We start from the raw sequence: 26,244 nt of genomic DNA, 5'->3' as shown, positions 1-26,244 counted from the left end.
CCGAGGACGCGTGGCGGGGCCGTCCGTACCGGCGTGGTGCTCGGGTGCGGCGCGTTGCTGCTGGCCGGCTGCGCGACGATGCCGGACAGCGGGGACATGCAGGCGGTCGACCAGTCGCCGCGGGCGGAGGCCGACTCGCAGGTACGGGTCTACGGCGTGCCGCCGCAGGACGGCGCGCAGCCGACGGAGATCGTCAGCGGCTTCCTCGACGCGACGACGAGCGACGAGGTGGACTTCAGTACGGCCGTGCAGTATCTGGCGGCTTCGGCGAAGAAGACGTGGCAGCCGTTCTCGGCGACGAAGGTGCTCCAGCAGCGCCCGAAGGCCGAGCCCGTGGGACAGGCCAACCGCGAGGACCCGAACGGCTACACGATCACGCTGTCCGGCAGCCAGGTCGCCACCGTCGACCGCAACCACGCCTATACGCCGGAGGAGAGCGCGTATCAGCAGACCATCCACCTGACCAAGGAGGACGGGCAGTGGCGCATCGACCGGCTGCCCAACGGCCTGGTGCTCGGGCAGTCCGACTTCCAGCGGATCTACCGTTCCGTCAACAAGTACTACTTCGCCGACTACAAGTCGGAGGCACAGTCGGCCAAGGCGGGCCACAACGTGCTGGTCGCCGACCCCGTCTACCTGCGGCAGCGGATAGACCCGGTCACCGCGAGCGTGACCGCGCTGCTGGAGGGGCCCACGAACTGGCTGAACCAGGTCACCGCCTCGGCGTTCCCGACGGGCACCGCGCTCAAGAGCACCGGTCTGTCCCTCGACGACTCCAACGCGCTGCGGGTGAAGCTGAGCAAGCGGGCGGCGGCCGCCGGGCCGGGGCAGTGCCGGCGGATGGCGGCCCAGTTGTTCTTCACCGTCCAGGACATCACCCGGGCGTCGAAGATCAGCGAGGTGGAACTGCTGGACGAGGGCGGCAACCGGCTGTGCGTCCTGTCGCAGGACCGCGCCAACAACGAGTTCGCACCGCGCAAGCACGTCGGGCGGCCCGCCCAGGAGTACTTCATCGACGCTGATCAGAAGGTGGTCAGCATGCCGGACACGACCACGGAGCCGCGTCCGGTGCCGGGGCCGTTCGGCTCCGGCAAGACCCCGCTGAGCTCGATCGCGATCTCGCGTGGGGAGGACACCGCGGCGGGTGTCTCGGCCGACGGCCGGTCGCTGTACGTGGCGCCCCTGGAGTACGGCACCGAACGCGGCCCGGCACTGCTGCACAGCACCGCCAAGGACGGACTCTCGGCACCCAGTTGGGACGGCCTGGGCGACCTGTGGATAGCGGACCGCAGCGACAAGGGCTCGCGGCTGCTGCGCCTGCGTGGGGGCAAGGGCACGCCGGACGTGGTGATGGTGCCCGGCCTCGGCGACCGGCGGATCAGTGCGATCAAGGTGGCGTCCGACGGCATCCGGATCGCGGTGCTCGTCGAGGACAAGGGACGTACGACGCTGCAGCTCGGCCGGGTGGAACGCGGCGGCACGGCGCAGCACCCGGTGCTGTCGGTGGAGGAATTGCGTCCGATCGCGCCTCAGTTGGAGGACGTGGTGGCGGCTTCGTGGGCGGGCGGCAGTCGGCTCGTGGTCGTCGGCCGGCAGTCCGGCGGGGTGCAGCAGATGCAGTACATGGAGACGGACGGCTCGGCGTCGAGCGCGCAGACGCTGCCCGGCGTCAATGGCGTCAAGGCGGTGACGGCTTCGGAGGACGAGACGAGGCCGCTGATCGCGGACGGGGCCGAGGGGATAGTGCGGCTGCCGCAGGACGCGAACTGGAAGACCGTGGCGAAGGATGGGAAGGCGCCGGTTTATCCGGGGTAGGGGCGGGGCGGTGCGGTTGAGGCCGATGGGGGTGCTTGCCGTTGCCGTTGCTGTGGTCCTGGTCGTGGTTGAGGGCTGGTAGCCGCCACCGATGTGACCACGTCCGATTCGGTAGGGACGGGCTGGGCGAGGCCGGGGCTGGACCGGGGATTCAACCCGTCACCCGAGTTATCCACAGGGGGTGGTGCCCCACCTCACCCCGCGGGACAGTAGATCCATGCAGGGCGTATGGCGGGAAATCACCGGTCTGGTACTACCGGTGGACTGCGCGGGGTGCGGCCGACCTCGTACGGAACTGTGCGAGGACTGCCACAAGGCGCTGATCCGGGGGGCGAGGGGGAGTGGGGGCGGGGGTGGGGGAGGCCCCCAGGGCCCCCGGAAGGTGCGCCCGCGCCCCGCCCCGCCCGGTCTTCCGCCGACCTATGCCGCTGCTCCGTACGCCGATGAGGTGCGGGCGGTGCTGCTCGCGCACAAGGAGCGGGGTGCGCTGCGGCTGGCCGGTCCGCTGGGGCAGGCGCTGGCGGGGGCTGTGCGGGGGCTGTGGGCGCGTGGTGGCCCGCTGAGTTCTTACGGCGATGCGCTTCGGCCTGGTGAGGGGCTGGGGCTGGGGCTGGGGGCGAGTGGTGCGCGTCCGCTCGGGGGTGAGGTTCGACCCGGGGAGCCGTCGGGGGCGGGGGCCGGGCGCGAGTGTCCGGGCTCCGGGCAGCCCGGGGCTGAGCCTCTCGGGGGCCGTTCCGCCGGTGGTCCGGCTGCGGTGACGAGGCCTCCTGGGCCCCTTGGGTCCCCTGGGCCCCTTGGGTCCCCTTCGGCCCCTGAGGCCTCAGGGGCCGAAGGAGTGCAGCGCCCTCGCCGGCGGCTGGAAGACCGCACCGGCTCCGGGCTACCCCGGCCGTTCGCTGGGCCGCCCGGGTCCCTCGGGCCGCCCGGCTTCCCTGGACGGCCCGGATCCCCTGAGCCGCCCACCCTTGCCACCCCCGTGACCTCCCGCACCCCCATGGCCTCCCCAGCCCCTGAAACCTCCCCCGCCCCCACGACCTCTGCCTCCACCACCTCTCCCGACCCCACACCCCCCACCTCCCCCATCACTCCCCCTGCTTCCACAGCGCCCCCTGCTCCCACCTCGAACCCCACCACCCCCTCCGACCCCCTCGCCCCCACCTCGACCGCCCCCACCACCCCCACCCTCCTCCTCATCCCCGTCCCCTCAGCTCGGCGGGCGGTGGCGGGGCGGGGGCATGATCCGGTGCGGCGGATTGCCTGGGCGGCGGCTCGGGACCTTCGGCGGGGCGGGGTGCCCGTTCGGGTCCTCACCGCGCTGCGGCAGCGGCGTACGGTGGCTGATCAGGCGGGCCTCAGTGCCCGCCAACGCCTGGCCAACGTCTCCGGGGCCCTGACAGTCGCTCCCGGAGCCGGACGGCTGCTGGCAGCGGCCCCGGTGGTGCTGGTGGACGATCTGATGACCACCGGGGCTTCGCTGGCGGAGGCGGCGCGGGCGGTGCGGGCGGCCGGGGGGAGGGTGGTGGGGGCGGGTGTGGTGGCGGCACCGCGGAGTGCTTTCGAAATCAACTGGAACTGACCGCGGAAATTCATCGTTGCAGGTAACGAGGGCGAAAAAGCACCCAAACGGAGCTAGTGCCAGCCAGGGGGTGCCGTCACCCGTCCGGGAGAGCTATGTTCGGTTGTGAGGACTTGGCTGACGCTTTGCCTCGGATGCCGGGATAGGTGCGTTTGTGGGTCTTTGCGGGGACCCTGAAATGAACGGGAGTGGGGACCCTGCCGACGGGGGAGGAGGAGGTGAAAGTCGCCAAGTCCGAGGCTTCGGCACTCACCGGAGCCTGGTGCAAGAAGGAATCGCTCCGCGCGTAGTAGCGGGGCGATCCGGGAACGGAGTTCTGCGTGGACATCGTCGTCAAGGGCCGCAAGACCGAGGTGCCCGAGCGGTTCCGCAAGCACGTGGCCGAGAAGCTGAAGCTGGACAAGGTCCAGAAGCTCGACGGCAAGGTGATCAGCCTGGACGTCGAGGTGTCCAAGGAGCCCAACCCCCGGCAGGCCGACCGTTCCGACCGAGTGGAGATCACCCTCCGCTCCCGAGGCCCGGTGGTACGGGCCGAGGCGGCCGCCGCCGACCCCTATGCCGCGCTCGACCTGGCCACGGCCAAGCTGGAAGCGCGGCTGCGCAAGCAGCACGACAAGCGCCACTCGCGGCGCGGCAACGGACGCATCCCTGCGAGTGACGTCGCGGTGAGCGTCCCGGACGCGGCGAAGCTCGACGAGACCGGTCACCTCGCTGTGGACGGCGCGCCGCAGGAGCAGGTGCCGACGACGAAGATGGGTTCGCTGGAGGTTCAGGGCGAAGGACCCCTGATCGTCCGCGAGAAGACCCACTCCGCGGCGCCGATGACCCTCAACCAGGCGCTTTACGAGATGGAGTTGGTCGGACACGACTTCTACCTCTTCGTCGACGCCGAGACCAAGCAGCCGAGTGTCGTCTACCGGCGGCACGCCTACGACTACGGCGTCATCCATCTGAACCCTGACTCGTTCGGGGGAGAGGAGCCCGGTGGCGCCGGTGGGGCGCTCGGCGGCTGACGGCCGCTGAAGTGGTGCCCCCGGCGTACGCCCGGGGGCACCATTGCGCCTGCGGGGGGCAGGAGTTGAGGCCGTATAGTGTCTGTGCCAGCCAGGGAGCTTGTGAGCGCGAAATGGCGACATGCCGGGGAGACGGTTGTATGGCGTTGTTCGGGCTGGCCGCAGCGGGCTGTAGTCAACCAGCCTTAAATCCAAACTCTGGCCTTCACCGGCCGAGTAGTTGACGGGGAGGAACGATGGGGGACAGCTTCGGTCCCGTGCGCGGCGGAGCCGACGACGACGGCGTCGGTGACGGTTCGGGCACGGACGTGGGCGTGTCGCGCAAGGAGCCGATCCGGGTCCTGGTCGTCGACGACCACGCGCTCTTCCGCCGGGGCCTGGAGATCGTGCTCGCCCACGAAGAGGACATCGAGGTCGTCGGCGAGGCCGGGGACGGCGCCGAGGCGGTGGACAAGGCCGCCGACCTGCTGCCCGACATCGTGCTGATGGACGTACGGATGCCCCGGCGCGGCGGCATCGAGGCGTGCACCTCCATCAAGGAGGTGGCCCCCAGCGCGAAGATCATCATGCTGACGATCAGCGACGAGGAGGCGGACCTCTACGACGCGATCAAGGCCGGGGCCACCGGCTACCTCCTCAAGGAGATCTCCACGGACGAGGTGGCGACGGCGATCCGCGCGGTGGCGGACGGTCAGTCCCAGATCAGCCCGTCCATGGCGTCCAAGCTGCTGACCGAGTTCAAGTCGATGATCCAGCGGACGGACGAGCGCCGCCTGGTGCCGGCCCCCCGGCTCACCGACCGTGAGCTGGAGGTCCTCAAGCTGGTCGCGACGGGCATGAACAACCGCGACATCGCCAAGGAACTGTTCATCTCCGAGAACACCGTCAAGAACCACGTCCGGAACATCCTGGAGAAGCTGCAACTGCACTCCCGGATGGAGGCGGTGGTGTACGCGATGCGGGAGAAGATCCTGGAGATCCGCTGAGCGGATCGGCGAGTGCCCGGCCGGGGCGGCCGGCGGGCGGCCGGGCGGGCCGACCGCTGGGCGGCAGGGCAGACGGCCCGCACCGGACGGGCGAATGGGCCCGCGGCGGCCCCACCGCTTCCCCTGGCCGTTACGACAGCCCCGCCTCCACCTCCGCGATCAGCGCCGCCCGCAGCGTGGCGTCATCGCAGCGTTCGACACGTACGGAGTCGCAGCCGACCCACTGCGCGGCCTCCGCCAGCGCCTGGGCCATCGGCCGTACGGCCTTGGCGTCGCGCATCGACACCTGGCGGGCGACGAGCGTGCCGCCCTCGCGGGCCGGGTCCACCCGCCCGGCGAGCCGGCCGCCGGTCAGCAGGGGCATCGTGAAATAGCCGTGTATCCGCTTGGGGCGCGGGACGTATGCCTCCAGGCGGTGGGTGAAGTCGAAGATGCGGGCCGTACGCGGGCGGTCCCAGATGAGGGAGTCGAAGGGCGAGAGCAGGGTCGTACGGTGCCGGCCGCGCGGCGCTTCGGCCAGGGCGGCGGGGTCCGCCCAGGCGGGCTTCTCCCAGCCCTCGACCTCGACCGGGACCAGGCCCGACGCCTCGATGACGGAGTCGACCTGGTCGTTCTTGAGGCGGTGGTAGTCGGCGAGGTCCGCGCGGGTGGCCACGCCCATCGCGGCGCCGGCCTGGGCGACCAGGCGCCGTATGCACTCCGCGTCGTCCAGGTCGTCGTGCAGCAGGTGGTCGGGGACGGCGCGCTCGGCGAGGTCGTACACCCGCTTCCAGGCGCGGCGCTCCGTGCACACCACCTCGCCGGTGTCCAGCAGCCACTCCACCGCGATCTTCGTCTCGGACCAGTCCCACCACTCGCCGCCCTTGCGGCCGCCGCCCAGGTCGGAGGTGGTCAGCGGACCGTCGGCCTTCAGCCGGTCCAGTACGGCGGCGCAGGAGCCCTCGCGGTCCTCCATATGGTGCCAACGGCGCCCCCGCGCGCGCATCGCCCGGCGCCGGAAGGCGAAGTGCGGCCACTCCTCGACCGGCAGGATGCAGGCGGCGTGCGACCAGTACTCGAAGCTGTGGCCGCCCGACCAGTAGGCGGACTCGACCGCGGGGCGACCGACGGCACCGAGCCGGGCGTACGGGATCAGCTCGTGGGAGCGGGCCAGCACCGAGATCGTGTCGAGCTGCACCGCGCCCAGCCGCCGCAGGACGCCCCGCACCCCCGCGCGGCGGTCCGGCGCGCCGAGGAAGCCCTGCGCCCGCAGCGCCATGCGCCGGGCGTCGGCGGCGGACAGGGTGGTCACGGGCTTCGGCTTCACGGGCCTCGCGGGCTTCGCAGCTTTCATGGAACACAGCGTAGGAGCGACCACTGACAATGCCGGGGACCGCGCCCGGCGGACCGCTCCGCCCGAACTCGTCAGGCCGGGAACGGGAGATGAGGCGTCTCGGAGGACAGCCCCAGGTCGGCGGGGAGCAGCGCGCCGATCCAGGCGTCCCGCCGGACGCCCCGGTGCGCGATCTTGGCGCGCAGGGTGCCCTCCATCCGGAAGCCGGCTCTGAGCGCGACCCCGCGTGACGCGGCGTTGCCGACTTCCGCGAGCCACTCCAGCCGCTCGGCCCCGAGGTCGGTGAAGGCCCAGCGGGCGACCTCGCGTACGGCCTCGGAGGTGTGGCCCTTGCCGCGGTGCTCCGGCGCCGTCCAGTAGCCGACCCCGGCCTGTCGCTCCTCGGACAGCAGCGTCATGCCGAACAGGCTCACGGCACCGGTCAGCGTGCCGTCGGCCTTGCTGGTCACCGCGAAGTGGTACTGGGTGTCCGTGCGCCACTCCTGCCGGCTGCGGGCGACGAAATCGTGCGCCTGCGCCAGGGAGAAGGGGGCCGGTACGGGGGTCCAGCGCGGTATGGCCGGGTCCTGGCAGGCGGCGTGCACCGCCGGGGCGTCGTCGGGTGCGAAGGGGCGCAGGAGGAGGCGCCCGGTGGTCAGCGTGACGGGTTCCATAGGGGGAGTGTGGGGAGGGCGGGAGGGGCGGGGCGAGCAGTTTTCCCGGGCCCGTTCCCCGTTCCGGTCCCGGCCTTCCCCGGCCCGTCTTCCGTCGGCCCCCGGCCCGTCCTCCTCGCCGGCACCACGTCTCCCGGCCACTTCTCGCCCCCCTCCCGGCACCTTCTCGCGGCGTCGCGCGTTCTCGTGTAGAGAGAGGTGTGCACCGGGGAGCGGTGCGCTTCGCGGCGGTGGACCTCCCGGCCGGATGGGGTCCTCCTTTACGATGGCCGTTGCGGCGGGGCCTGCCCCTTGGAAAAATGCCGCGCCCGCGCACCCTCCCCCTGCCTGCGGCGGGGGGTACCCCCAGCGCCAGGCCCGACCGGCAAGGAGACCAGCCCAAGTGTCCGTCTTCAACAAGCTCATGCGTGCAGGCGAAGGAAAGATCCTGCGCAAACTGCACCGCATCGCGGGCCAGGTCAACTCCATCGAGGAGGACTTCGCGGCCCTCTCCGACGCCGAGCTGCGGGCGCTGACCGATGAGTACAAGGAGCGGTTCGCGGACGGCGAAACGCTCGACGACCTGCTGCCGGAGGCGTTCGCGACCGTCCGCGAGGCCGCCAAGCGCGTGCTCGGCCAGCGCCACTACGACGTTCAGATGATGGGCGGCGCGGCCCTTCACCTGGGGTATGTCGCCGAGATGAAGACCGGTGAGGGCAAGACCCTGGTCGGTACGCTCCCGGCGTATCTGAACGCGCTGTCCGGCAAGGGCGTCCACCTGATCACGGTCAACGACTACCTGGCCGAGCGCGACTCCGAGATGATGGGCCGGGTCCATAAGTTCCTGGGGCTCTCGGTCGGTTGCATTCTCGCCAACATGACGCCCGCCGAACGGCGCGAACAGTACAACTGCGACATCACGTACGGCACGAACAACGAGTTCGGTTTCGATTACCTGCGCGACAACATGGCGTGGTCGAAGGACGAGCTGGTCCAGCGCGGCCACAACTTCGCCATCGTCGACGAGGTCGACTCGATCCTGGTCGACGAGGCCCGTACGCCGCTGATCATCTCGGGTCCGGCGGACTCCGCCACCAAGTGGTACGGCGACTTCGCGAAGTTGGTCAAGCGCCTGAAGAAGGGCGAGCCCGCCAACCCGCAGCGCGGTATCGAGGAGACCGGCGACTACGACGTCGACGAGAAGAAGCGCACGGTCGGCATCCACGAGTCCGGCGTCAGCAAGGTCGAGGACTGGCTCGGCATCGACAATCTGTACGAGTCGGTCAATACGCCGCTGGTCGGGTACCTGAACAACGCGATCAAGGCCAAGGAGCTGTTCAAGCTCGACAAGGACTACGTCGTCATCGACGGCGAGGTCATGATCGTCGACGAGCACACCGGCCGTATCCTCGCCGGCCGCCGCTACAACGAGGGCATGCACCAGGCCATCGAGGCGAAGGAAGGGGTGGAGATCAAGGACGAGAACCAGACCCTCGCCACGATCACCCTCCAGAACTTCTTCCGCCTCTACGACAAGCTCTCCGGTATGACCGGTACGGCCATGACCGAGGCCGCGGAGTTCCACCAGATCTACAAGCTGGGCGTCGTCCCGATCCCGACGAACCGCCCGATGGTCCGCAAGGACCAGGCCGACCTGATCTACCGCACCGAGGTCGCCAAGTTCGCCGCGGTCGTCGAGGACATCGTCGAAAAGCACGAGAAGGGCCAGCCGATCCTGGTCGGCACGACCTCCGTGGAGAAGTCCGAGTACCTCTCCCAGCAGCTCAACAAGCGCGGCGTGCGCCACGAGGTGCTCAACGCCAAGCAGCACGACCGGGAGGCGTCGATCGTCGCCCAGGCCGGCCGCAAGGGCTCCGTCACGGTCGCCACGAACATGGCCGGCCGCGGTACGGACATCAAGCTGGGCGGCAATCCGGACGACCTCGCCGAGGCCGAGCTGCGCAACCAGGGCCTGGACCCGGTCGAGCACGCCGAGGAGTGGGCGGCCGCGCTGCCCGCCGCCCTGGAGAAGGCCGAGGCCGCGGTCGAGGCGGAGTTCGAAGAGGTCAAGAGCCTCGGCGGGCTGTATGTGCTCGGCACCGAGCGGCACGAGTCGCGCCGTATCGACAACCAGCTCCGCGGCCGCTCGGGCCGGCAGGGCGACCCCGGCGAGTCCCGCTTCTACCTCTCCCTCGGTGACGACCTGATGCGCCTGTTCAAGGCCCAGATGGTCGAGCGCGTCATGGCGATGGCCAACGTCCCCGACGACGTGCCGATCGAGAACAAGATGGTGACGCGCGCCATCGCGTCCGCGCAGTCGCAGGTCGAGCAGCAGAACTTCGAGACCCGTAAGAACGTCCTGAAGTACGACGAGGTCCTCAACCGCCAGCGCGAGGTCATCTACGGCGAGCGCCGCCGGGTCCTGGAGGGCGAGGACCTTCAGGAGCAGATCAAGCACTTCATGGACGACACCATCGACGCCTACATCCAGGCGGAGACGGTCGAGGGCTTCGCGGAGGAGTGGGACCTGGACCGCCTGTGGGGCGCGTTCAAGCAGCTCTACCCGGTCAAGGTGACGGTCGAGGAGCTGGAGGAGGAGGCCGGTGACCGTGCCGGCATCACCTCCGACTTCATCGCGGAGGCCGTCAAGGAGGACATCCACCAGCAGTACGCGGCCCGTGAGGAGCAGCTCGGCTCCGACATCATGCGTGAGCTGGAGCGCCGTGTGGTGCTGTCCGTCCTGGACCGCAAGTGGCGCGAGCACCTCTACGAGATGGACTACCTTCAGGAGGGCATCGGCCTGCGCGCGATGGCCCAGAAGGACCCGCTGGTCGAGTACCAGCGCGAGGGCTTCGACATGTTCACCGCGATGATGGACGGCATCAAGGAGGAGTCCGTCGGCTACCTGTTCAACCTGGAGGTCCAGGTCGAGCAGCAGGTCGAGGAGGTCCCGGTGGCGGACGCCGAGGAGAAGACCTTGCCGGCCAAGGACACCCAGGACGCCGTGCCCGCCGGGGCCGGCGCCGGGCGGCCGGAGATCCACGCGAAGGGCCTGGAGGCGCCGCAGCGCCCGGACCGGCTGCACTTCTCCGCGCCGACCGTGGACGGCGAGGGCGGTGTCGTCGAGGGTGACTTCACCAGCGAGGCCGGCCAGGACACGGCCCCGGCCCGTTCGGAGTCGGACGGCCTGACGCGCGCGGAGCGCCGCAAGGCCCAGAAGAGCGGCGGGCGCCGCCGCAAGAAGTGACACCGGGCGGGCGGTGACTGACATCGCTCGCCGGGCCGGGTGAGGCCGGGGCGCCGCAGCGGAAGCTGCGGCGCCCCGGCTCTTTTCGTACGCGCCATGGCGCCCACGGGCTCGGGCCGTGGCGCCCACGGGCTCGTGCGCCGACCGTCCCGGTCACCAGATCCGGGTGGCCGGGCCGATGTCGAGGGCGGCGCAGCGCCACCGGGCGTCCCTGCCCCGCTCCAGCCGGAAGGCGAGGGCGCGCAGCCGCTCGCCGGAGGCGATGCGGGCGAACGCCTCGATGACGTCGGGGCGGGGCCGGCAGAGGCCGCAGTGGGCCACCGAGGGGGCCGGTGCGTAGCGGCCCGCGCCGGCGCTCGTGGGTCGCAGGGGCGCCTGCGGGGCCAGCTCCACGAGGCGGTCGTACGCGGCGGGCAGCGCGTGCCCCAGGAGGGCGTGCACGGGACGCCGCCCGCTGAGGGTGAGCAGGAGCTGTTCGGCGAACCAGTCGTGCGGCAGGGGGCGGGGAGCGCGGCGCGGGACGGCCGGGGCCGTACGGGGCGCTCCTGGACGCCGGGTGTCACGGCGTCCCGGCGGACCGGTGCGGGGGCGGCCCGGCCCCGCACCGGGCGAGATCCTGGGGGAGCGGGTGCGGGCGGGTGGCAGGGCGTCGGTCTGGGTGGTGAGCATGGTGGGCCCCCGTTCGGCCGGTCCGGTGGGTACCGGTGAGTAGCTTCGGTGGGGTTCTTCTACCGGCGGGGAATCGGCGGCGGCAAGGCCCTGCGGCGGGGCCGTGGGGGCGCCCGGAAGTTCACCCATCTGGGTGAGGGTGGGCGGACGTGCGGGTGCACGGTGGCGCGGGCCCGGCAGAGGGCGCCGCCGGGGAGGCGGAACGGAGCACGAAGGGGGACTCCGGCCCGTATCTCACGCCGTACCCCACGCCCGTATGCTGGCCGGACAGATTTTCCAGACCCAGCGATGTGAGCGGAAGCGGCAGCCATGCGCGTGTATGTCCCCCTGACCCTGCCCGGACTCGCGGCGGCGCACGAGGCCGGGGAGTTGGGCCCCGGCCCGCTGGACGCCTACGCCGTCACGCCCGCGCTGCGCGAGTGGTACGTCTCCGACGACATCGAGGAACTTGAGTACGCGGCGCTGAACCGGGCCGCGCAGGGCTCGCTGCGCCGGCTCGCGGCCGACCCGCGGGCGCCGCGGCGCCGGGTCGTGGTGGCGGTGGACGTACCGGACGGCACGGCCGCCGCCGACCCCGACCGGAGCCTGGACCAGGCGGCGCTGGGCGAGGTCCGGATCGCCGGACCGGTGCCGATGGCGAAGGCCGCGGCGGTGCACGTCGACTCCGACGACGCGGCCGAGGACATCGCGGCGGCCGCCGACGCGCTGGGCGCCGCGGACCACGGCGACGACGACGCGCGGTTCACGGTGGACGGCGCGGAGGACCACGAGCTGATGTGGTTCGGCGTGCAGGAGATCCCGAACCTGATCGCCTGACGGCCCGCGGGCCCCGTGGTACCGCCGTCCGTGACTGGGCTGTCAGTGGTCATGGGTACGGTCTTGGGCATGGGGACGCACGCGACGCACATCGTCTGGGACTGGAACGGCACGCTCTTTCACGACACCGACGCGGTGATGGGCGCGACCAACGCCGCCTTCGCCGAGCTGAACCTGCCCCCGATCACCCTCGAACGCTACCGGGAGCTGTACTGCGTACCGGTCCCACGGTTCTACGAGCGGCTGCTGGGGCGGCTGCCGACGGACGCGGAGTGGCTGGTCATGGACGAGGCGTTCCACCGCCACTACGCCGCCCACCGGCCCGCGTGCCGCCTCGCGGAGGGCGCGGAGCGGCTGCTGGAGAGCTGGCAGCAGGCGGGCCGCAGCCAGTCGATCCTGAGTCTGTACGGCCACGACGAGCTGATACCGCTGGTGCGGGGCTTCGGCATCGAGGCGCGCTTCGTGCGCGTGGACGGCCGTACGGGGCCTTCCGGCGGGAGCAAGAGCGAGCACATGGTGCGCCACCTCGCGGCCCTGGCCGCCGGTCCGTCCGGGAACGGCGGGGCGGCACGTGTGGACCCGGGACGTACGGTCGTGATCGGTGACGCGGTGGACGACGCGCTGGCCGCGCGGCACGCGGGCGCTCACGCGGTGCTCTACACGGGCGGGTCGCACAGCCGGGCCAGCCTGGCGGCCGCGGGGGTGCCGGTGGTGGACACGCTGGCGGAGGCCGTGGAGGTGGCGGAGGAGATCGCCGCGTAGGGCGCCTCCTCGCCGCGTGGGGCGTGCTCTACGGGTCGTTGCGGACCGGTCCGGCTGGTCCGGCCGGGCCTGCGGGCCCTCCCGGTCGGGTCTGCCGGTCCGGCCAGTCCCGCCGGTCCTCCCGGTCCGCCCGCCCCGGTCCGCCCGACCCGACCCAGCCCGGCGCCGCCCGCGGCCACCCCCCCCGGCGCGGACGCCCCCGACGGGCCGGGGCGGCCAGCCCCGGACGGGCCGAAGCCATCGCCCCCGACGGGCCGGGCCCGCTCCGCCCGGCCCGCGGGGAGATCACGTCACCGGCGCCTTGGCCCGGAGCACCGCGATGAACTCGCGCATCCATCCGGCGAGGTCCGGCCAGGCGCGGGAGGAGACCAGGGTGCCGTCGACGACGACCTCGGCGTCCCGGAAGGAGGCGCCAGCGGCCTGCATGTCCATTTCAAGCGCGGGGTAGGCGGTGACCCGGCGTCCGTTGAGGCCGCCGATGGCGGCGGTCAGCAGTGGCCCGTGGCAGATCTGGGCGACGGGCTTGTCCGCGTCGAAGAAGGACTTCACGAGCTTGCGGAGCTCGGGGTCGTTGCGCAGGTACTCGGGCGCCCGCCCGCCGGGCACCACGAGCGCGGCGTACTGCCCCGGGTCGACCTCGGAGAAGGCCAGGTCGGCGGGCCAGGTGTAGCCGGGCTGCTCGGTGTAGGTGTCGAATCCAGGTTCGAAGTCGTGCACGACCAGGCGCAGGGTCTTCCGGGCGGGGGCGGCGACGTGCACGTCGTAGCCCTCCTCGCGCAGCCGCTGGTAGGGGTAGAGGACCTCCAGGGACTCCGCCGCGTCGCCGGTCACGATCAGGATCTTGGCGGCCATGCCGTCCACCTCCGCTCGGGGCGCGCACCGCGCGCGGACGTGCCGTTCGTCACATCCGTGCGCCGTGGTCCGTTCCTCGGTGTCCCGCTCAACGTCCTCCGGATCGCCGTCCTTGCCAAGCCCCCGCGGGATACCGTGGGATTCCAGGGGACGCGGCGCGCTGTTCCGTCGCTGTCCGGATCGTCAAATATCGGCTAGTGGTTTTGTACACAGCCGGACCATGACGGCACCCCTGCCGGGAGCGATAGCCTTGCATCGTGATCAGCGCGATAAGCCGCGGGGGCATCGAGGCCCTCGCCGTGCGCCCGGGACAGCACAGTGACCGGGCGGCCGCTGACCGTTGCGACCAGGACCGAACACCGACTCCGACCGGGTCGGTGCCGAGCGGTCCGGTCATCGCTCATCGCGGCACAGCGTCGTCTGCGACCGGATTCCTCCCCGCGGTGCGGCGGGGGAACCCTCATCGGTCGGGCCGGCGCCGTGCGGCTTCCACGGAGTTCATCCACAACGTCACGCAACGGCGCGCGACAGGAGCCAGAGGACATGCAGACCAAGCTGGACGAAGCCAAGACCGAGCTGCTCGCGCGGGCCGCCCGGGTCGCTGAAAGCAGCCCGGCCGGGGGACAGGCACCGGTGCAGGGCCTCGACCCGGACACTCTCCTGGGATACCTCCAGCGCTACTACCTGCACACCGCGCCGGAGGACCTGACCGGCCGCGACCCGGTCGATGTCTTCGGCGCCGCGCTCTCCCACTACCGGCTGGCCGAGAACCGGCCGCAGGGCACCGCGAACGTGCGGGTGCACACCCCGACGGTCGAGGAGAACGGCTGGACCTGCAGCCACTCCGTCGTCGAGGTCGTCACCGACGACATGCCCTTCCTCGTCGACTCGGTCACCAACGAGCTGTCGCGTCAGGGCCGCGGCATCCATGTGGTGATCCACCCGCAGGTGATCGTCCGCCGGGACGTGACCGGCAAGCTGATCGAGGTCCTCGACAACACGTGTGACCTGCACGGGCGGACCGGCAAGGACAAGGCGGGCAACGGCAAGGGCCGGGACCTGCCGCACGACGCGCTGATCGAGTCCTGGATCCACGTCGAGATCGACCGGGAGACCGACCGCGCCGACCTCAAGCAGATCACCAACGATCTGCTGCGGGTGCTGTCCGACGTACGGGAGGCCGTCGAGGACTGGGAGAAGATGCGCGACGCCGCGCTGCGCATCGCCGACGAGCTGCCCGCCGAGCCGACCGCCGACGACCTGCGCGACCAGGAGGTCGACGAGGCCCGCGAGCTGCTGCGCTGGCTGGCCGCCGACCACTTCACGTTCCTCGGCTACCGCGAGTACGAGCTGACGTCGGTGCCCGGCGAGTCCGGCGCCGAGGAGGACGTGCTGACCGCCGTGGCCGGCACCGGCCTCGGCATCCTGCGCTCGGACCCCGCGCACAGCGGCGACGACGGCCACCCCGTCTCCCCGTCGTTCAACCGGCTGCCCAAGGACGCGCGCGCCAAGGCCCGCGAGCACAAGCTGCTGATCCTGACCAAGGCCAACAGCCGCTCCACGGTGCACCGCCCCTCGTACCTCGACTACGTGGGCGTCAAGAAGTTCGACGCGGACGGCAACGTCATCGGCGAGCGCCGCTTCCTCGGTCTGTTCTCGTCGGCCGCGTACACCGAGTCCGTACGCCGGGTGCCGGTCATCCGCCGCAAGGTCGCCGAGGTGCTGGACGCCGCGGGCTTCACCGCGAACAGCCACGACGGCCGCGACCTGCTGCAGATCCTGGAGACCTACCCGCGCGACGAGCTGTTCCAGACGCGTGTCGATCAGCTCCAGTCCATCGTCACCAGCGTCCTGTACCTCCAGGAGCGCCGCCGGCTGCGGCTGTACCTGCGTCAGGACGAGTACGGGCGCTACTTCTCGGCGCTGGTCTACCTGCCGCGCGACCGCTACACCACCGGCGTACGGCTGCGGCTGATCGACATCCTCAAGGAGGAACTGGGCGGCACCAGCGTCGACTTCACCGCCTGGAACACCGAGTCGATCCTCTCCCGGCTGCACTTCGTCGTGCGCGTCGAGCCCGGCGCGACCCTGCCGAACCTCACCGACGCCGACGCCGAGCGCATCGAGGCGCGTCTGGTCGAGGCGGCCCGGTCCTGGGCCGACGGCTTCGCCGAGGCGCTGACCGCCGAGGTCGGGGAGGAGCGCGCCGCCGAGCTGCTGCGCCGCTACAACCACGCCTTCCCCGAGGGCTACAAGGCCGACAACCCGCCGCGCAGCGCGGTCGCCGACCTCCAGCACCTGGAGAAGCTGACGGCGAAGGGCGGCAAGGACTTCGAGGTCAGCCTGTACGAGCCGGTCGGCGCGGGCCCCGACGAGCGCCGCTTCAAGATCTACCGCACGGGTGAGCCGGTCTCCCTGTCCAAGGTCCTGCCGGTGCTCAACCGCCTCGGGGTCGAGGTCGTCGACGAGCGTCCGCACGAGTTGCGCTGCACCGACGGTGCCACCGCCTGGATCTACGACTTCGGGCTGCGCATCCCCGAGCGGATGAACGGCGACGACGCGCGGGAACGGTTCCAGGACGCGTTCACGGCGGTGTGGACCGGCCGCGCGGAGAGCGACAACTTCAACAAGCTGGTCCTGCGGGCCGGGCTGAACTGGCGCCAGGCGATGGTGCTGCGCGCGTACGCCAAGTACCTGCGGCAGGCCGGTTCGACGTTCAGCCAGACGTACATGGAGGACACCCTCTCCAACAACGTCCACACCACCCGGCTGCTGGTCAGCCTCTTCGAGGCGCGGATGTCGCCGGAGCGGCAGCGGGCCGGCACCGAGCTGACCGACGGGCTGCTGGAGGAGCTGGACGGCGCGCTGGACCAGGTCGCGAGCCTGGACGAGGACCGCATCCTGCGGGCCTTCCTCACCGTCATCAAGGCGACGCTGCGCACGAACCACTACCAGAAGAACAGCGCCGGGCAGCCGCACTCCTACTTGTCGGTGAAGCTCGACCCGCAGGCCATGCCGGACCTGCCGGCGCCGCGCCCGGCGTACGAGATCTGGGTGTACTCGCCGCGCGTCGAGGGCGTCCACCTGCGCTTCGGCAAGGTCGCGCGAGGTGGTCTGCGCTGGTCGGACCGGCGCGAGGACTTCCGTACGGAGGTGCTCGGCCTGGTCAAGGCGCAGATGGTCAAGAACACCGTCATCGTGCCGGTCGGCGCCAAGGGCGGCTTCGTCGGCAAGCGGCTGCCGGACCCGTCGGTGGACCGCGACGCGTGGCTGGCGGAGGGCATCGCCTGCTACCGGACCTTCATCTCGGGTCTGCTGGACATCACCGACAACCTCGTCGGCGGTGAGGTCGTGCACCCCGCGGACGTCGTACGGCACGACGAGGACGACACGTACCTCGTCGTCGCGGCCGACAAGGGCACCGCGACGTTCTCCGACATCGCCAACGAGGTCGCCGAGTCGTACGGCTTCTGGCTCGGTGACGCGTTCGCGTCCGGCGGCAGCGCCGGGTACGACCACAAGGGCATGGGCATCACCGCCCGCGGCGCCTGGGAGTCGGTCAAGCGGCACTTCCGTGAGCTGGGCGTCAACACCCAGACCGAGGACTTCACCGTCGTCGGTGTCGGCGACATGTCCGGTGACGTGTTCGGCAACGGCATGCTGCTCAGCGAGCACATCCGGCTGGTCGCCGCGTTCGACCACCGGCACATCTTCCTCGACCCGAACCCGGACGCGGCGACCTCGTACGCCGAGCGCCGTCGGCTGTTCGAGCTGCCGCGCTCCTCGTGGGCGGACTACGACACCCGGCTGCTGTCGCAGGGCGGCGGCATCCACCCCCGTACCGCCAAGTCGATCCCGCTCAACGCGCAGGTGCGGGCCGCCCTCGGCATCGAGGCGGGCGTCAAGAAGATGACGCCGGCCGATCTGATGCGGGCGATCCTGGAAGCGCCGGTGGACCTGCTGTGGAACGGCGGCATCGGTACGTACGTGAAGTCGTCGGCCGAGTCGCACGCGGACGTGGGCGACAAGTCCAACGACGCGATCCGCGTCAACGGCGAGGACCTGCGGGTCAAGGTCGTCGGCGAGGGCGGCAACCTGGGCCTGACCCAGCTCGGCCGGATCGAGTTCGACCGGAACGGCGGCAAGATCAACACCGATGCGATCGACAACAGCGCCGGTGTGGACACCTCCGACCACGAGGTGAACATCAAGATCCTGCTCAACTCGGTCGTCGCCGACGGCGACATGACGGTCAAGCAGCGCAACAAGCTGCTGGCCGAGATGACCGACGAGGTCGGCGCGCTGGTGCTGCGCAACAACTACGCGCAGAACACCGCGCTCGCGCTGGCCCAGGCGCAGTGCGCGAGCATGCTCCCCGCCCAGCAGCGCTTCATCCGCCGCCTGGAGCGCGACGGGCACCTGGACCGGGCGCTGGAGTTCATGCCCAGTGACCGGCAGATCAAGGAGCGGCTGAACGCCGGCCGCGGCCTGACCCAGCCCGAGACCGCCGTGCTCCTCGCGTACACGAAGATCACGGTCGCCGACGCGCTGATCCAGACCGGGCTGCCGGACGACCCGTACCTCCAGCACCTGCTGCACGCGTACTTCCCCAGCGCGCTGCGGGAGAAGTTCGCCGAGCAGATCGACGCGCACGCGCTGCGCCGCGAGATCGTCACGACGGTGATGGTCAACGACACCGTCAACTCCGGCGGTACGAGCTTCCTGCACCGGATGCGGGAGGAGACCGGCGCCGCGCTGGAAGAGGTCGTACGGGCGCACACCGCGGCCCGCGCGATCTTCGGCCTCGGCAGGGTCTGGGACGACGTCGAGGCCCTCGACAATGTCGTCGCCGCCGACGTGCAGACCCGGATCCGGCTGCACTCCCGGCGCCTGGTGGAGCGCGGTACCCGCTGGCTCCTCAACAACCGCCCGCAGCCGCTGGAACTCTCCGAGACCATCGACTTCTTCGCGGACCGGGTCGCCGGGGTCTGGGCCGAGCTGCCCAAGCTGCTGTGCGGCAGCGACCTGGAGTGGCACCAGCGCATCCTGGACGAGCTGGCCGGGGCCGGGGTGCCGACGGCGCTGGCCACGCGGGTGGCCGGGTTCTCCTCGGCCTTCCCCGTGCTGGACATCGTGGCCATCGCGGACCGTACCGGCAAGGAGGCGCTGGACGTCGCCGAGGTCTACTACGACCTGGGCGACCGGCTGCGGATCAACCAGCTCCTGGACCGCATCCTGGAACTGCCGCGCAACGACCGGTGGCAGTCGATGGCCCGCGCCTCCATCCGCGAGGACCTGTTCGCCGCGCACGCGGCGCTGACCAGCGACGTGCTGTCGGTGGGCAGCGACTCCGCGACGCCGGAGGAGCGGTTCAAGGCGTGGGAGGAGAAGAACGCGGCGATCCTCGGGCGCGCGCGGACCACGCTGGAGGAGATCCACGGGTCGGAGGGCTTCGACCTGGCGAACCTGTCGGTCGCGATGCGGACGATGCGGACGCTGCTGCGTACGCATAGCTGACGGCTCACCACGTCGTGACGGCGGCGCGGCCCGGCATCTGCCGGGCCGCGCCGCCGTGGTTCCGGGCCCCGGACCCGGCCGTGCCCGCCCCTGCCCGGCCGCTCCCGCGTTACCTGGCGGATTTCTCGTACGCCGTGACGACCTGCTCCGTCGGGCCGTCCATGACCAGTTCGCCCTTCTCCAGCCACAGCACGCGGTCGCACGTGTCACGGATGGCCTTGTTGTTGTGGCTGACCAGGAAGACCGTGCCCGCTTCTTCGCGGAGTTCGCGGATGCGCGCCTCGGACCGCTTCTGGAAGGCGCGGTCGCCCGTGGCCAGCGCTTCGTCGATCATCAGGACGTCGTGGCTCTTGGCCGCGGCGATGGCGAAGCGCAGCCGGGCGGCCATGCCGGAGGAGTACGTGCGCATCGGCAGCGAGATGAAGTCGCCCTTCTCGCCGATGCCGGAGAAGTCGACGATGCCGGGGTAGCGGGCGCGGATCTCGGCACGGGACATGCCCATGGCCAGACCGCCGAGGACGACATTGCGCTCGCCGGTCAGGTCGTTCATCAGGGCCGCGTTCACGCCGAGCAGGGAGGGCTGGCCGTGGGTGTAGACGCGGCCGGCGGCGGGCGGCAGGAGACCGGCGACGGCACGCAGCAGTGTGGACTTCCCGGAGCCGTTGGAGCCGATCAGACCGATCGCCTCACCCTTGTGGGCGACGAAGGTGACGCCTTTGACGGCGTGCACCTCACGGACGGAACCGCTCGGCCGGCGGCGGACGATCCGGCCGAGGGCGGCGGTGGCGCCGCCCTTGCCCGCGCTGCCGCCGTGCACCTTGTAGACGATGTGGACGTTGTCGCAGATGACGGTGGGGGCCCGGTCGTCGGCGGGAGCGCTGCCCCTGGGAGCGCCCGCGGGCGCGGGCGGGGGGTTCACGGTGGTGTCAGCCACGGCCGTACTCCTCCTCGGCCTTCCAGAAGAAGACGTATCCGGCGACGCCGGCCAGCAGGGCCCAGCCGAGGGCCAGCGGCCACACGTGCGGCGGCAGGTCCTGCGCGCGCACCGTGTCGATCAGGGCGTACCGCATCAGGTCGATGTAGATCAGGGCGGGATTGCAGTTCAGGACCACCGAGACGACGTGCGGCGCGGTGCTGGTGAACGCGGAGAGGTTGTAGAAGACGCCGGAGACGTACATCCAGGTGCGCAGCACGAACGGCATGAGTTGCGCGGTGTCCGTGGTCTTCGCGCCGACGCGGGCCATGACCAGGGCGAGACCGGTGTTGAAGACCGTCTGGAGCAGCAGGGCGGGGACCATCAGCAGCCAGTGCCACGTCACCGGCACGCCGCAGATCAGCACGATGGCCGCCAGCACGCCCATGGAACAGACGAGCTGCTGGAGCTGGATGAGGGTGTGCGCGACGGGCAGCGCGGCGCGCGGGAAGTGCAGGGCGCGGACGAGGCCGAGGCTGCCGGAGACGGCACGGGTGCCGGCCAGGACCGTGGACTGGGTGAACGTGAAGACGAAGATGCCGGTGCACAGGAACGGGATGAAGTTCGCGATGCCGCGGCTGGTGTGCAGCAGCACGCCGAAGATCAAGTAGTAGACGCCCGCGTTGAGCAGCGGGGTCATCACCTGCCAGAGCTGGCCCAGGCGCGCCGTGGTGTACGTCGCGGTCAGCCGGGCGGTGGCGAAGGACGCGATGAAGTGGCGGCGGGCCCACAGGCGGCGGGTGTACTCGCGCAGCGGGGGGCGGGCGCCGCTGACGGTCAGGCCGTGCCGCTCCGCGAGCGCCCGGAGGCCGGGGTCGGGCGGGGCGGCCGGGACCACGGGCGACGCCTCGGCGGGGCGGGCCGGTGGGGCGAGGGTCTGGGGCATGAGGGTGGTCGCCTCCGGGGGTGAGGGAGGGGCGGGGAGGGCCGCGCCTTTGCCGGCCGCACTCCCGGCAGTGGCGTTCGACGTCAGAACGCTCCCGTATCGTCGTAACGGTGCCGAGCGTACGACCGTCCGACGTCGAAACGCAACCGTTGCGTCGCGACGCTACGATCAAGGCATGGCAAAGGACGGCAGTGACGTGACCAGGGCGCCGGGCGGGCGGCGGGCACCCGCCGGGGCCGCCGTACTGCGCGAGGAGAAGACCGAGGCGATCCGCGCCGCGGTCTTCGAGGAACTCGCGGCGGTGGGGTTCGCGCGGATGTCCATCGAGGGCATCGCCCGGCGGGCGGGCGTCGGCAAGACCGCCGTCTACCGGCGGTGGCGCTCCAAGCTGCACCTCGTGCTGGACGTGGTCTCGGCGGTGGCCGCCGACGGCCTGCCGACGCCGGACACCGGGTCGCTGCGCGGCGACGTACGGATGCTGCTGGAGGTCGCGGCCCGCGCGCTGCGGCACCCGGTGGCGTCGCAGATCATCCCGGACCTCCTGGCCGAGGCCGCGCGCAGCCCGGAGATCGCCGAAGCGCTGCGCACCGCCCTGCTCGACAGTCAGCAGGGGGTCGCGGCGGCGATGGTGGCCCGCGCGGTCGAGCGCGGCGAGCTGCGCCCGGACGCCGACGCGCGCCTGGTGCTGGACCTGATGACCGGACCGCTCTACTGGCGTCTGATGGTCGTCCGCGACGAACTCCCGACGACCTACCTGGACGAACTGGCACTCGCGGTGGCATCCGCCCTGGAGGCGTAGGGGGCCGCCGGGGCCCGGCGGCGGCCACGGGGGCCGTTCGGCCGCTTGGCCGCGGTCCGGGGCTCGGCCCGCCGCTTGGCCGCGCCCCGGGGGCCCGCCCGCCGCGTCACTGCGGCCCGAGGACTCGCTCCGCCCGCGTGGCTGCGGCCCTGGGTCCCGCTCCGCCGCCTGGCTGCGGCCCTGGGCCCCGACCCCGCCGTCCAGTCCGGCGCCACCGTGCCCGTCCCCACCGTCCGGCCCGCCCCCACCGCGCCCGGTCTCGGCCCCCGTCCTGAGCCGAGCCGCCCGCCCAAGCCCCCCACCACGGTCGGACCGTCCCGCCCAAGACCGCCCCCCACCCCCCAACCACGGACTAATCAGGCGAGCGAGGCGCGCCCCGCGACCGAATACTGAGGGGGCGGGGTTTGCGGAGTGGCTCATTCCGGCGTGGGCCGTACGGTTGCGAGCGGGGCGTTGCCGGGCGCCGTGGAGGGCCTGACCTGTGCCGACGCACCCCTCCCGGCTGTCCCGACGGCGGCTGCTCCAGATCGCCGGGGGCGGGGCGGCCGCGGTGACGGTCGGCGCCGGGGGGTGGGCCTGGTTCGGGCCGCGCGCCCCGCTGTCGCAGATCGCCGACCCGGCGCTGGAGCGGGAGGCGGCCGCTTCCGGTGCGGAGCAGGCGTTCCTGCACGTCATCGCGCACGCCGACGACTCCCTGTACTTCATGAACCCGGCGCTGGAGCAGTCGGTGCGCAGCGGCGCCCGCTCGGTGACGGTGTGTCTGACCGGCGGCGAGTCGGACGGCCGGAACACCGCCGAGCACGGGCGCGGGGACCGGGTGCCGCCGCGCGACCGCCCGGCGTTCGCGCGCGCCCGTACCAACGGGCTGCGCGCCGCGCACGCGGTGATGGCCATCGGTGATCCGCTCAGCCCCTGGGACGTGGAGGCCATCTCCCTGCTGCCCGGCTTCCAGGTCGAGATCCAGACGCTGCGCGCCGCGCCGCACAATCAGCTCGTCTTCATGGAGCTGGTGGAGGCGCGGAGCGTCTCCGAACCGCGCGCGAAAAGTCTGCGCGGTCTGTGGCTCGGCGCTGTCGACGTGCTGCCCACCCTGCGGTCGGAGGGCACCCCCGTACAGCGCACCTTCGAGTACCGCCGCGAGCAGGTCGTCGAGTCGCTGATCGCGCTGCTGGAACGGGTGCGGCCCACCGTGGTGCGCACGCTCGACCCGAACGCGGTGCACGCCCCGCACCAGCCGCCGCCCGCCGAGGACCGCGAGCTGCGCGGCCTCCTGTACCACGACCATCAGGACCACATCAGCTCGGCCTACTTCGCGCAGGCGGCGCTGGCGGGCTACTGGGGCCGCGGGCGCCGCCGTCCCACCGTCGTGGAGAACTACATCGGGTACGAGGCGGGCGTGCTGCCCAACAACGTCGACCTGCCGACCGCCCGGCGCAAGGCCGAGCTGCTGTCCGTCTACGGGTGGGCCGACGGCCGTGACTGCGGCGACCGGGCGGGCTGCGGCGACCGCAAGGTCGGCGGCTCGGCGCTGGACGGCTGGTCACGCAACTGGACGCGCAGCACCCGGCTGCGCGCCCCCGGCTCGAACAGTTGGCTGCGACCCCTGAAGGACGGCCGGCTCGCCGCCTTCGCCGTCCTGGACGGCGCCGCCGTGTGCTGGGCCGAGACCGCGCCGGGCAACGGCACCTTCAGCGGCCCGCACCGGCTCGGCGGCGGCCTCCTCCAGGGCCAGGTGCACGCCGTGAGCCACCCCGGGGGCGCGCTCCAGCTCTTCGTCTCCCGCACGGTGCTGCCCGCACGCAACCACGCGCACCGCCGTGAGCTGCTGACCGCCCGGCAGAACGGCACCGCGCGGGACGGCGTCCCGACCTTCGGCGCCTGGGAGTCGCTGGGCACTCCGGACGCCGCCCCGCTCGCGTCCCTGGAGACGGGGTTCCCGGCGGCGGCCGTCGGCCAGGACGGCACGGTGCACGTCTTCGCCCGCGACTGGCGCGGTGGCATCGCCTACCGCAGCGGTGCGCAGGGCGGGGACTGGTCGCTGTGGCGGCCCCTGGAGGCACCGGCGGCCCCCGCGGGCGCGGCGGGCCGGGTGCCGCGCCTTGTCGACGGGCTGGACGCGTGCGTGGACTCCGAGGGGCTGGTGCACGTCGTGGCGCCCGGCGACCGGGCCGTGCACCACTGGGTGTCGAGGGAGCCGGGGCAGATACCGGAACCCACCGGCGACACCGGCCTGCCGGAGCCCGCGGGCCCGCTGAGCCTGGCCCCGCTGGACGACGGCGAGGTACGCCTCGCGTACCGGCGGAGCGTCACGGCCCAGGTGCTGCTGGCCGAGCGGCGGCCGCGGCCCGGTTCCTGGCGGCCGGCGGTGCGGTACGAGCCGGTCGGCGGGTACGGGCGGGTCGCCCTGGCGGCCGTCGGCAGGCCCGCGCGGGCCCTGGTGCTCGCGGGGCGGGACAACGCGGGCCTGCTGCGGTACGCGCTCAGTGACCCGGACGGCGGCACGCCGGGCCGCTGGCGGACGGGGAAGGTGCCGCACTCGGGTGCGGCGGCCGTCGGGCAGGACACCGACGGGCGCGCGGTGCTGGCCGTGCTCGGCAACGACGGGCGGCTGCACGTGGTGCGGCAGCGGGACGCGGGGGTGGACGGCGCGTTCCAGGAGTGGACGGTCCAGCCGGCGCCGCGGGGTCAGACCGGCCCGGCGAAGCGCACCGGCTGAGCCTCGTCCCCCGTACGGTCCTCGCCGGGCGCACCGGTACGGCGGCCGCCCTCGCCGGCACACGCGTCGCCGCCCGGCACGTCCCCGCCCCGTGCGTCCCTGTTCCGCACGCCTCCGCCCGGCGCGTCCCCACCCCGTACATCCCCTTCCCGCCCGTCCCCTTCCCGCCCGTCCCCTTCCCGCCCGTCCCCGTCCCGTACCGCTGCCGACCGCCCCCGCTTCGGTACCAGGACGCGGGTGGACACCAGATAGGTGAACGGGATCGCGATCACCGCCGCGAGCAGGGGCGCGAGGCGGGTGTTCAGCCCGCATCCGTTGACCAGCACGACCAGGCCCGCGCTCTGCACCCCGTAGTTGGTGACCTGGGTCAGCGGGAAGAGCAGGAACTTCTTCCAGGTCGGCCGGGTGCGGTAGGTGAAGTAGGTGTTCAGGAAGAACGAGCCCACCATGCTGAACAGGAACGCGATCGTGTAGGCGGCGAAGTACGGCATCCAGGGATGCAGCGCCAGATAGCACCCGTAGAAGGTGAGGGTGTTGACCCCGCCGACCACGGCGAAGCGCAGCAGCCGGCCCAGCGGCAGCCGGCGCGGCAGCGGGCGGGCGCGGCGGCCCCGTGGGGACGGCCGGTGACGGGTCATCGGCGGACCCGGCCGGCGATCCGGGCCGTGGGGGTGTGCGTGGGCGCCGTCCCGTTGGTCTCCTTGACCAGGAAGTGCGGGCGCCGCTTGGTCTCGTAGTAGATGCGGCCGATGTACTCGCCGATCAGGCCGAGCATCACCATCTGCAGGCCGCCCAGGCCCACGATGATCGCCACCAGCGTCACATAGCCGGGCGCGGTGATGCCGCCGGCGACCGCGGCGCCGACGATCCACAGGGCGTACGCGGCGGCCAGCGCGGCCAGGCTCAGGCCCGCGTAGATCGCCACCCGCAGCGGGCGGCAGTTGAAGGAGAGCATGCCGTCGATGCCGTAGTTGACCAGGGAGCCGAAGCGCCACTTGGTCTCGCCGCCCTCCCGCCGGGCGTTGCGGTAGTCGAAGGTGACGGTGTCGAAGCCTATCCAGGAGAACAGGCCCTTGGAGAAGCGGTTGTACTCGGGCAGCGAGACCAGCGCGTCCACGGCGGTGCGCGACAGCAGCCGGAAGTCGCCGACGCCGTCGGTCAGTTCCACGTCGACCCACTTGTTGACGGCGCGGTAGTACAGCCGGCTGCACACGCTGCGCAGCGGTGTGTCGCCGTCCCGGCTGCGCCTGGCGATGACCTGGTCGTGGCCGAGCTGGTAGAGGTCGAGCATCTTCTCGATGAGCCGGGGCGGGTGCTGGAGGTCGGCGTCCATGAGGATCACGGCGTCGCCGGTGGCCTCCTTCAGGCCCGCGAGCATCGCGGACTCCTTGCCGAAGTTGCGGCTGAAGGAGAGGTAGCGGGTGGTGGGGCGGTGCTGCTGGGCGAGGGTGCGTATCCGGTGCAGCGTACCGTCGGTGCTGCCGTCGTCGACGTAGCACAGTTCGTACTCGACGGCGAGTTCGCCGAGCACCTCGCGGATCTCCTCGTCGAAGCGCCCGATGACTTCCTCTTCGTCGTAACAGGGGACAACGACCGAGAGCTTCATGTAGGGGCCCTTTCGCCGGGGCGGAGCGCGGCGGGAGCCACCACGT

General features: G+C 71.9%; 18 protein-coding genes. 10 read left to right on the top strand and 8 right to left on the bottom strand.

Annotation, left to right across the window (positions count from 1 at the left end):
- The first annotated feature begins 33 nt into the window (after window positions 1-33).
- The 4 genes from ACH4EB_RS21395 to ACH4EB_RS21380 all read left to right on the top strand — a co-directional run bounded on the left by ACH4EB_RS21395 (window position 34) and on the right by ACH4EB_RS21380 (window position 5,390).
- Window positions 34-1,815 carry an LpqB family beta-propeller domain-containing protein gene (locus tag ACH4EB_RS21395; RefSeq protein ID WP_398349116.1) on the top strand — a complete coding sequence of 594 codons (1,782 nt, stop codon included), beginning with the start codon at window positions 34-36 and terminating at the stop codon, window positions 1,813-1,815.
- A gap of 1,291 nt (window positions 1,816-3,106) precedes the next feature.
- Entirely contained in the window at window positions 3,107-3,391 is a 285-nt protein-coding gene (locus ACH4EB_RS21390; RefSeq protein WP_398349115.1) for a ComF family protein, read from the top strand.
- Window positions 3,392-3,711: 320 nt separating this feature from the next.
- Entirely contained in the window at window positions 3,712-4,404 is a 693-nt protein-coding gene (gene hpf, locus ACH4EB_RS21385; protein ID WP_398349114.1) for a ribosome hibernation-promoting factor, HPF/YfiA family, read from the top strand.
- A gap of 236 nt (window positions 4,405-4,640) precedes the next feature.
- Complete coding sequence (locus ACH4EB_RS21380; protein ID WP_398349113.1) at window positions 4,641-5,390, top strand: response regulator; 750 nt, start codon at window positions 4,641-4,643, stop codon at window positions 5,388-5,390.
- 130 nt (window positions 5,391-5,520) lie between these two features.
- Here ACH4EB_RS21380 and ACH4EB_RS21375 read toward each other — a convergent pair whose 3' ends face one another.
- Window positions 5,521-6,723, bottom strand: coding sequence for a winged helix-turn-helix domain-containing protein (locus tag ACH4EB_RS21375; RefSeq protein WP_398349112.1), 1,203 nt, complete (start codon window positions 6,721-6,723; stop codon window positions 5,521-5,523).
- 71 nt (window positions 6,724-6,794) lie between these two features.
- A complete protein-coding gene (locus ACH4EB_RS21370; protein ID WP_398349111.1) occupies window positions 6,795-7,376 on the bottom strand; it encodes a GNAT family N-acetyltransferase in 582 nt (193 codons plus the stop codon).
- A 382-nt stretch (window positions 7,377-7,758) separates the two neighbouring features.
- Here ACH4EB_RS21370 and secA point away from each other — a divergent pair, with 382 nt between their 5' ends.
- The gene (gene secA / locus ACH4EB_RS21365) at window positions 7,759-10,602 is read left to right on the top strand and encodes a preprotein translocase subunit SecA (protein WP_398349110.1); all 2,844 of its coding nucleotides are present in this window, start codon (window positions 7,759-7,761) and stop codon (window positions 10,600-10,602) included.
- A gap of 153 nt (window positions 10,603-10,755) precedes the next feature.
- Here secA and ACH4EB_RS21360 read toward each other — a convergent pair whose 3' ends face one another.
- Entirely contained in the window at window positions 10,756-11,271 is a 516-nt protein-coding gene (locus tag ACH4EB_RS21360; protein WP_398349109.1) for an Rv3235 family protein, read from the bottom strand.
- A 309-nt stretch (window positions 11,272-11,580) separates the two neighbouring features.
- Here ACH4EB_RS21360 and ACH4EB_RS21355 point away from each other — a divergent pair, with 309 nt between their 5' ends.
- Both ACH4EB_RS21355 and ACH4EB_RS21350 read left to right on the top strand, forming a co-directional pair.
- Window positions 11,581-12,087 (top strand): DUF6912 family protein, encoded by a 507-nt coding sequence (locus ACH4EB_RS21355; RefSeq protein WP_398349108.1) that lies wholly within the window; start codon window positions 11,581-11,583, stop codon window positions 12,085-12,087.
- 69 nt (window positions 12,088-12,156) lie between these two features.
- Entirely contained in the window at window positions 12,157-12,849 is a 693-nt protein-coding gene (locus ACH4EB_RS21350; RefSeq protein ID WP_398349107.1) for an HAD family hydrolase, read from the top strand.
- A gap of 285 nt (window positions 12,850-13,134) precedes the next feature.
- Here ACH4EB_RS21350 and ACH4EB_RS21345 read toward each other — a convergent pair whose 3' ends face one another.
- Complete coding sequence (locus tag ACH4EB_RS21345) at window positions 13,135-13,701, bottom strand: DJ-1/PfpI family protein (RefSeq protein WP_398349106.1); 567 nt, start codon at window positions 13,699-13,701, stop codon at window positions 13,135-13,137.
- A 543-nt stretch (window positions 13,702-14,244) separates the two neighbouring features.
- Between ACH4EB_RS21345 and ACH4EB_RS21340 the strand changes: the two genes are divergently transcribed.
- Entirely contained in the window at window positions 14,245-19,218 is a 4,974-nt protein-coding gene (locus ACH4EB_RS21340) for an NAD-glutamate dehydrogenase (RefSeq protein ID WP_398349105.1), read from the top strand.
- 109 nt (window positions 19,219-19,327) lie between these two features.
- Here the strand turns inward: ACH4EB_RS21340 and ACH4EB_RS21335 are convergent, their stop codons facing one another.
- Both ACH4EB_RS21335 and ACH4EB_RS21330 read right to left on the bottom strand, forming a co-directional pair.
- Window positions 19,328-20,152 (bottom strand): ABC transporter ATP-binding protein, encoded by an 825-nt coding sequence (locus ACH4EB_RS21335; RefSeq protein ID WP_398349104.1) that lies wholly within the window; start codon window positions 20,150-20,152, stop codon window positions 19,328-19,330.
- Window positions 20,145-21,077, bottom strand: a complete 933-nt coding sequence (locus ACH4EB_RS21330) for an ABC transporter permease (RefSeq protein ID WP_398349102.1) — start codon at window positions 21,075-21,077, stop codon at window positions 20,145-20,147. Before ACH4EB_RS21330 ends, ACH4EB_RS21335 begins: the two co-directional genes overlap by 8 nt.
- Before the next feature lie 175 nt (window positions 21,078-21,252).
- On the opposite strand from ACH4EB_RS21330, the gene ACH4EB_RS21325 reads away from it, so the two are divergent.
- Together ACH4EB_RS21325 and ACH4EB_RS21320 are read left to right on the top strand one after the other, a co-directional pair.
- Window positions 21,253-21,876 (top strand): TetR/AcrR family transcriptional regulator, encoded by a 624-nt coding sequence (locus tag ACH4EB_RS21325; protein WP_398349101.1) that lies wholly within the window; start codon window positions 21,253-21,255, stop codon window positions 21,874-21,876.
- Window positions 21,877-22,357: 481 nt separating this feature from the next.
- Window positions 22,358-24,592 carry a PIG-L family deacetylase gene (locus tag ACH4EB_RS21320; protein WP_398349100.1) on the top strand — a complete coding sequence of 745 codons (2,235 nt, stop codon included), beginning with the start codon at window positions 22,358-22,360 and terminating at the stop codon, window positions 24,590-24,592.
- Here ACH4EB_RS21320 and ACH4EB_RS21315 read toward each other — a convergent pair.
- Entirely contained in the window at window positions 24,562-25,230 is a 669-nt protein-coding gene (locus tag ACH4EB_RS21315) for a GtrA family protein (protein ID WP_398349099.1), read from the bottom strand. The two genes, ACH4EB_RS21320 and ACH4EB_RS21315, sit on opposite strands and share 31 nt — an antisense overlap.
- A complete protein-coding gene (locus ACH4EB_RS21310) occupies window positions 25,227-26,198 on the bottom strand; it encodes a glycosyltransferase family 2 protein (protein ID WP_398349097.1) in 972 nt (323 codons plus the stop codon). The genes ACH4EB_RS21315 and ACH4EB_RS21310 overlap by 4 nt, the downstream gene beginning before the upstream one ends.
- Between the last annotated feature and the right edge of the window lie 46 nt (window positions 26,199-26,244).

The organism is Streptomyces sp. NPDC018045, assembly GCF_044327445.1.
GTDB lineage: Bacteria > Actinomycetota > Actinomycetes > Streptomycetales > Streptomycetaceae > Streptomyces.
The sequence above is the reverse complement of the archived record's forward strand: the minus strand, read 5'-3'. Positions and strand labels throughout refer to the sequence as shown.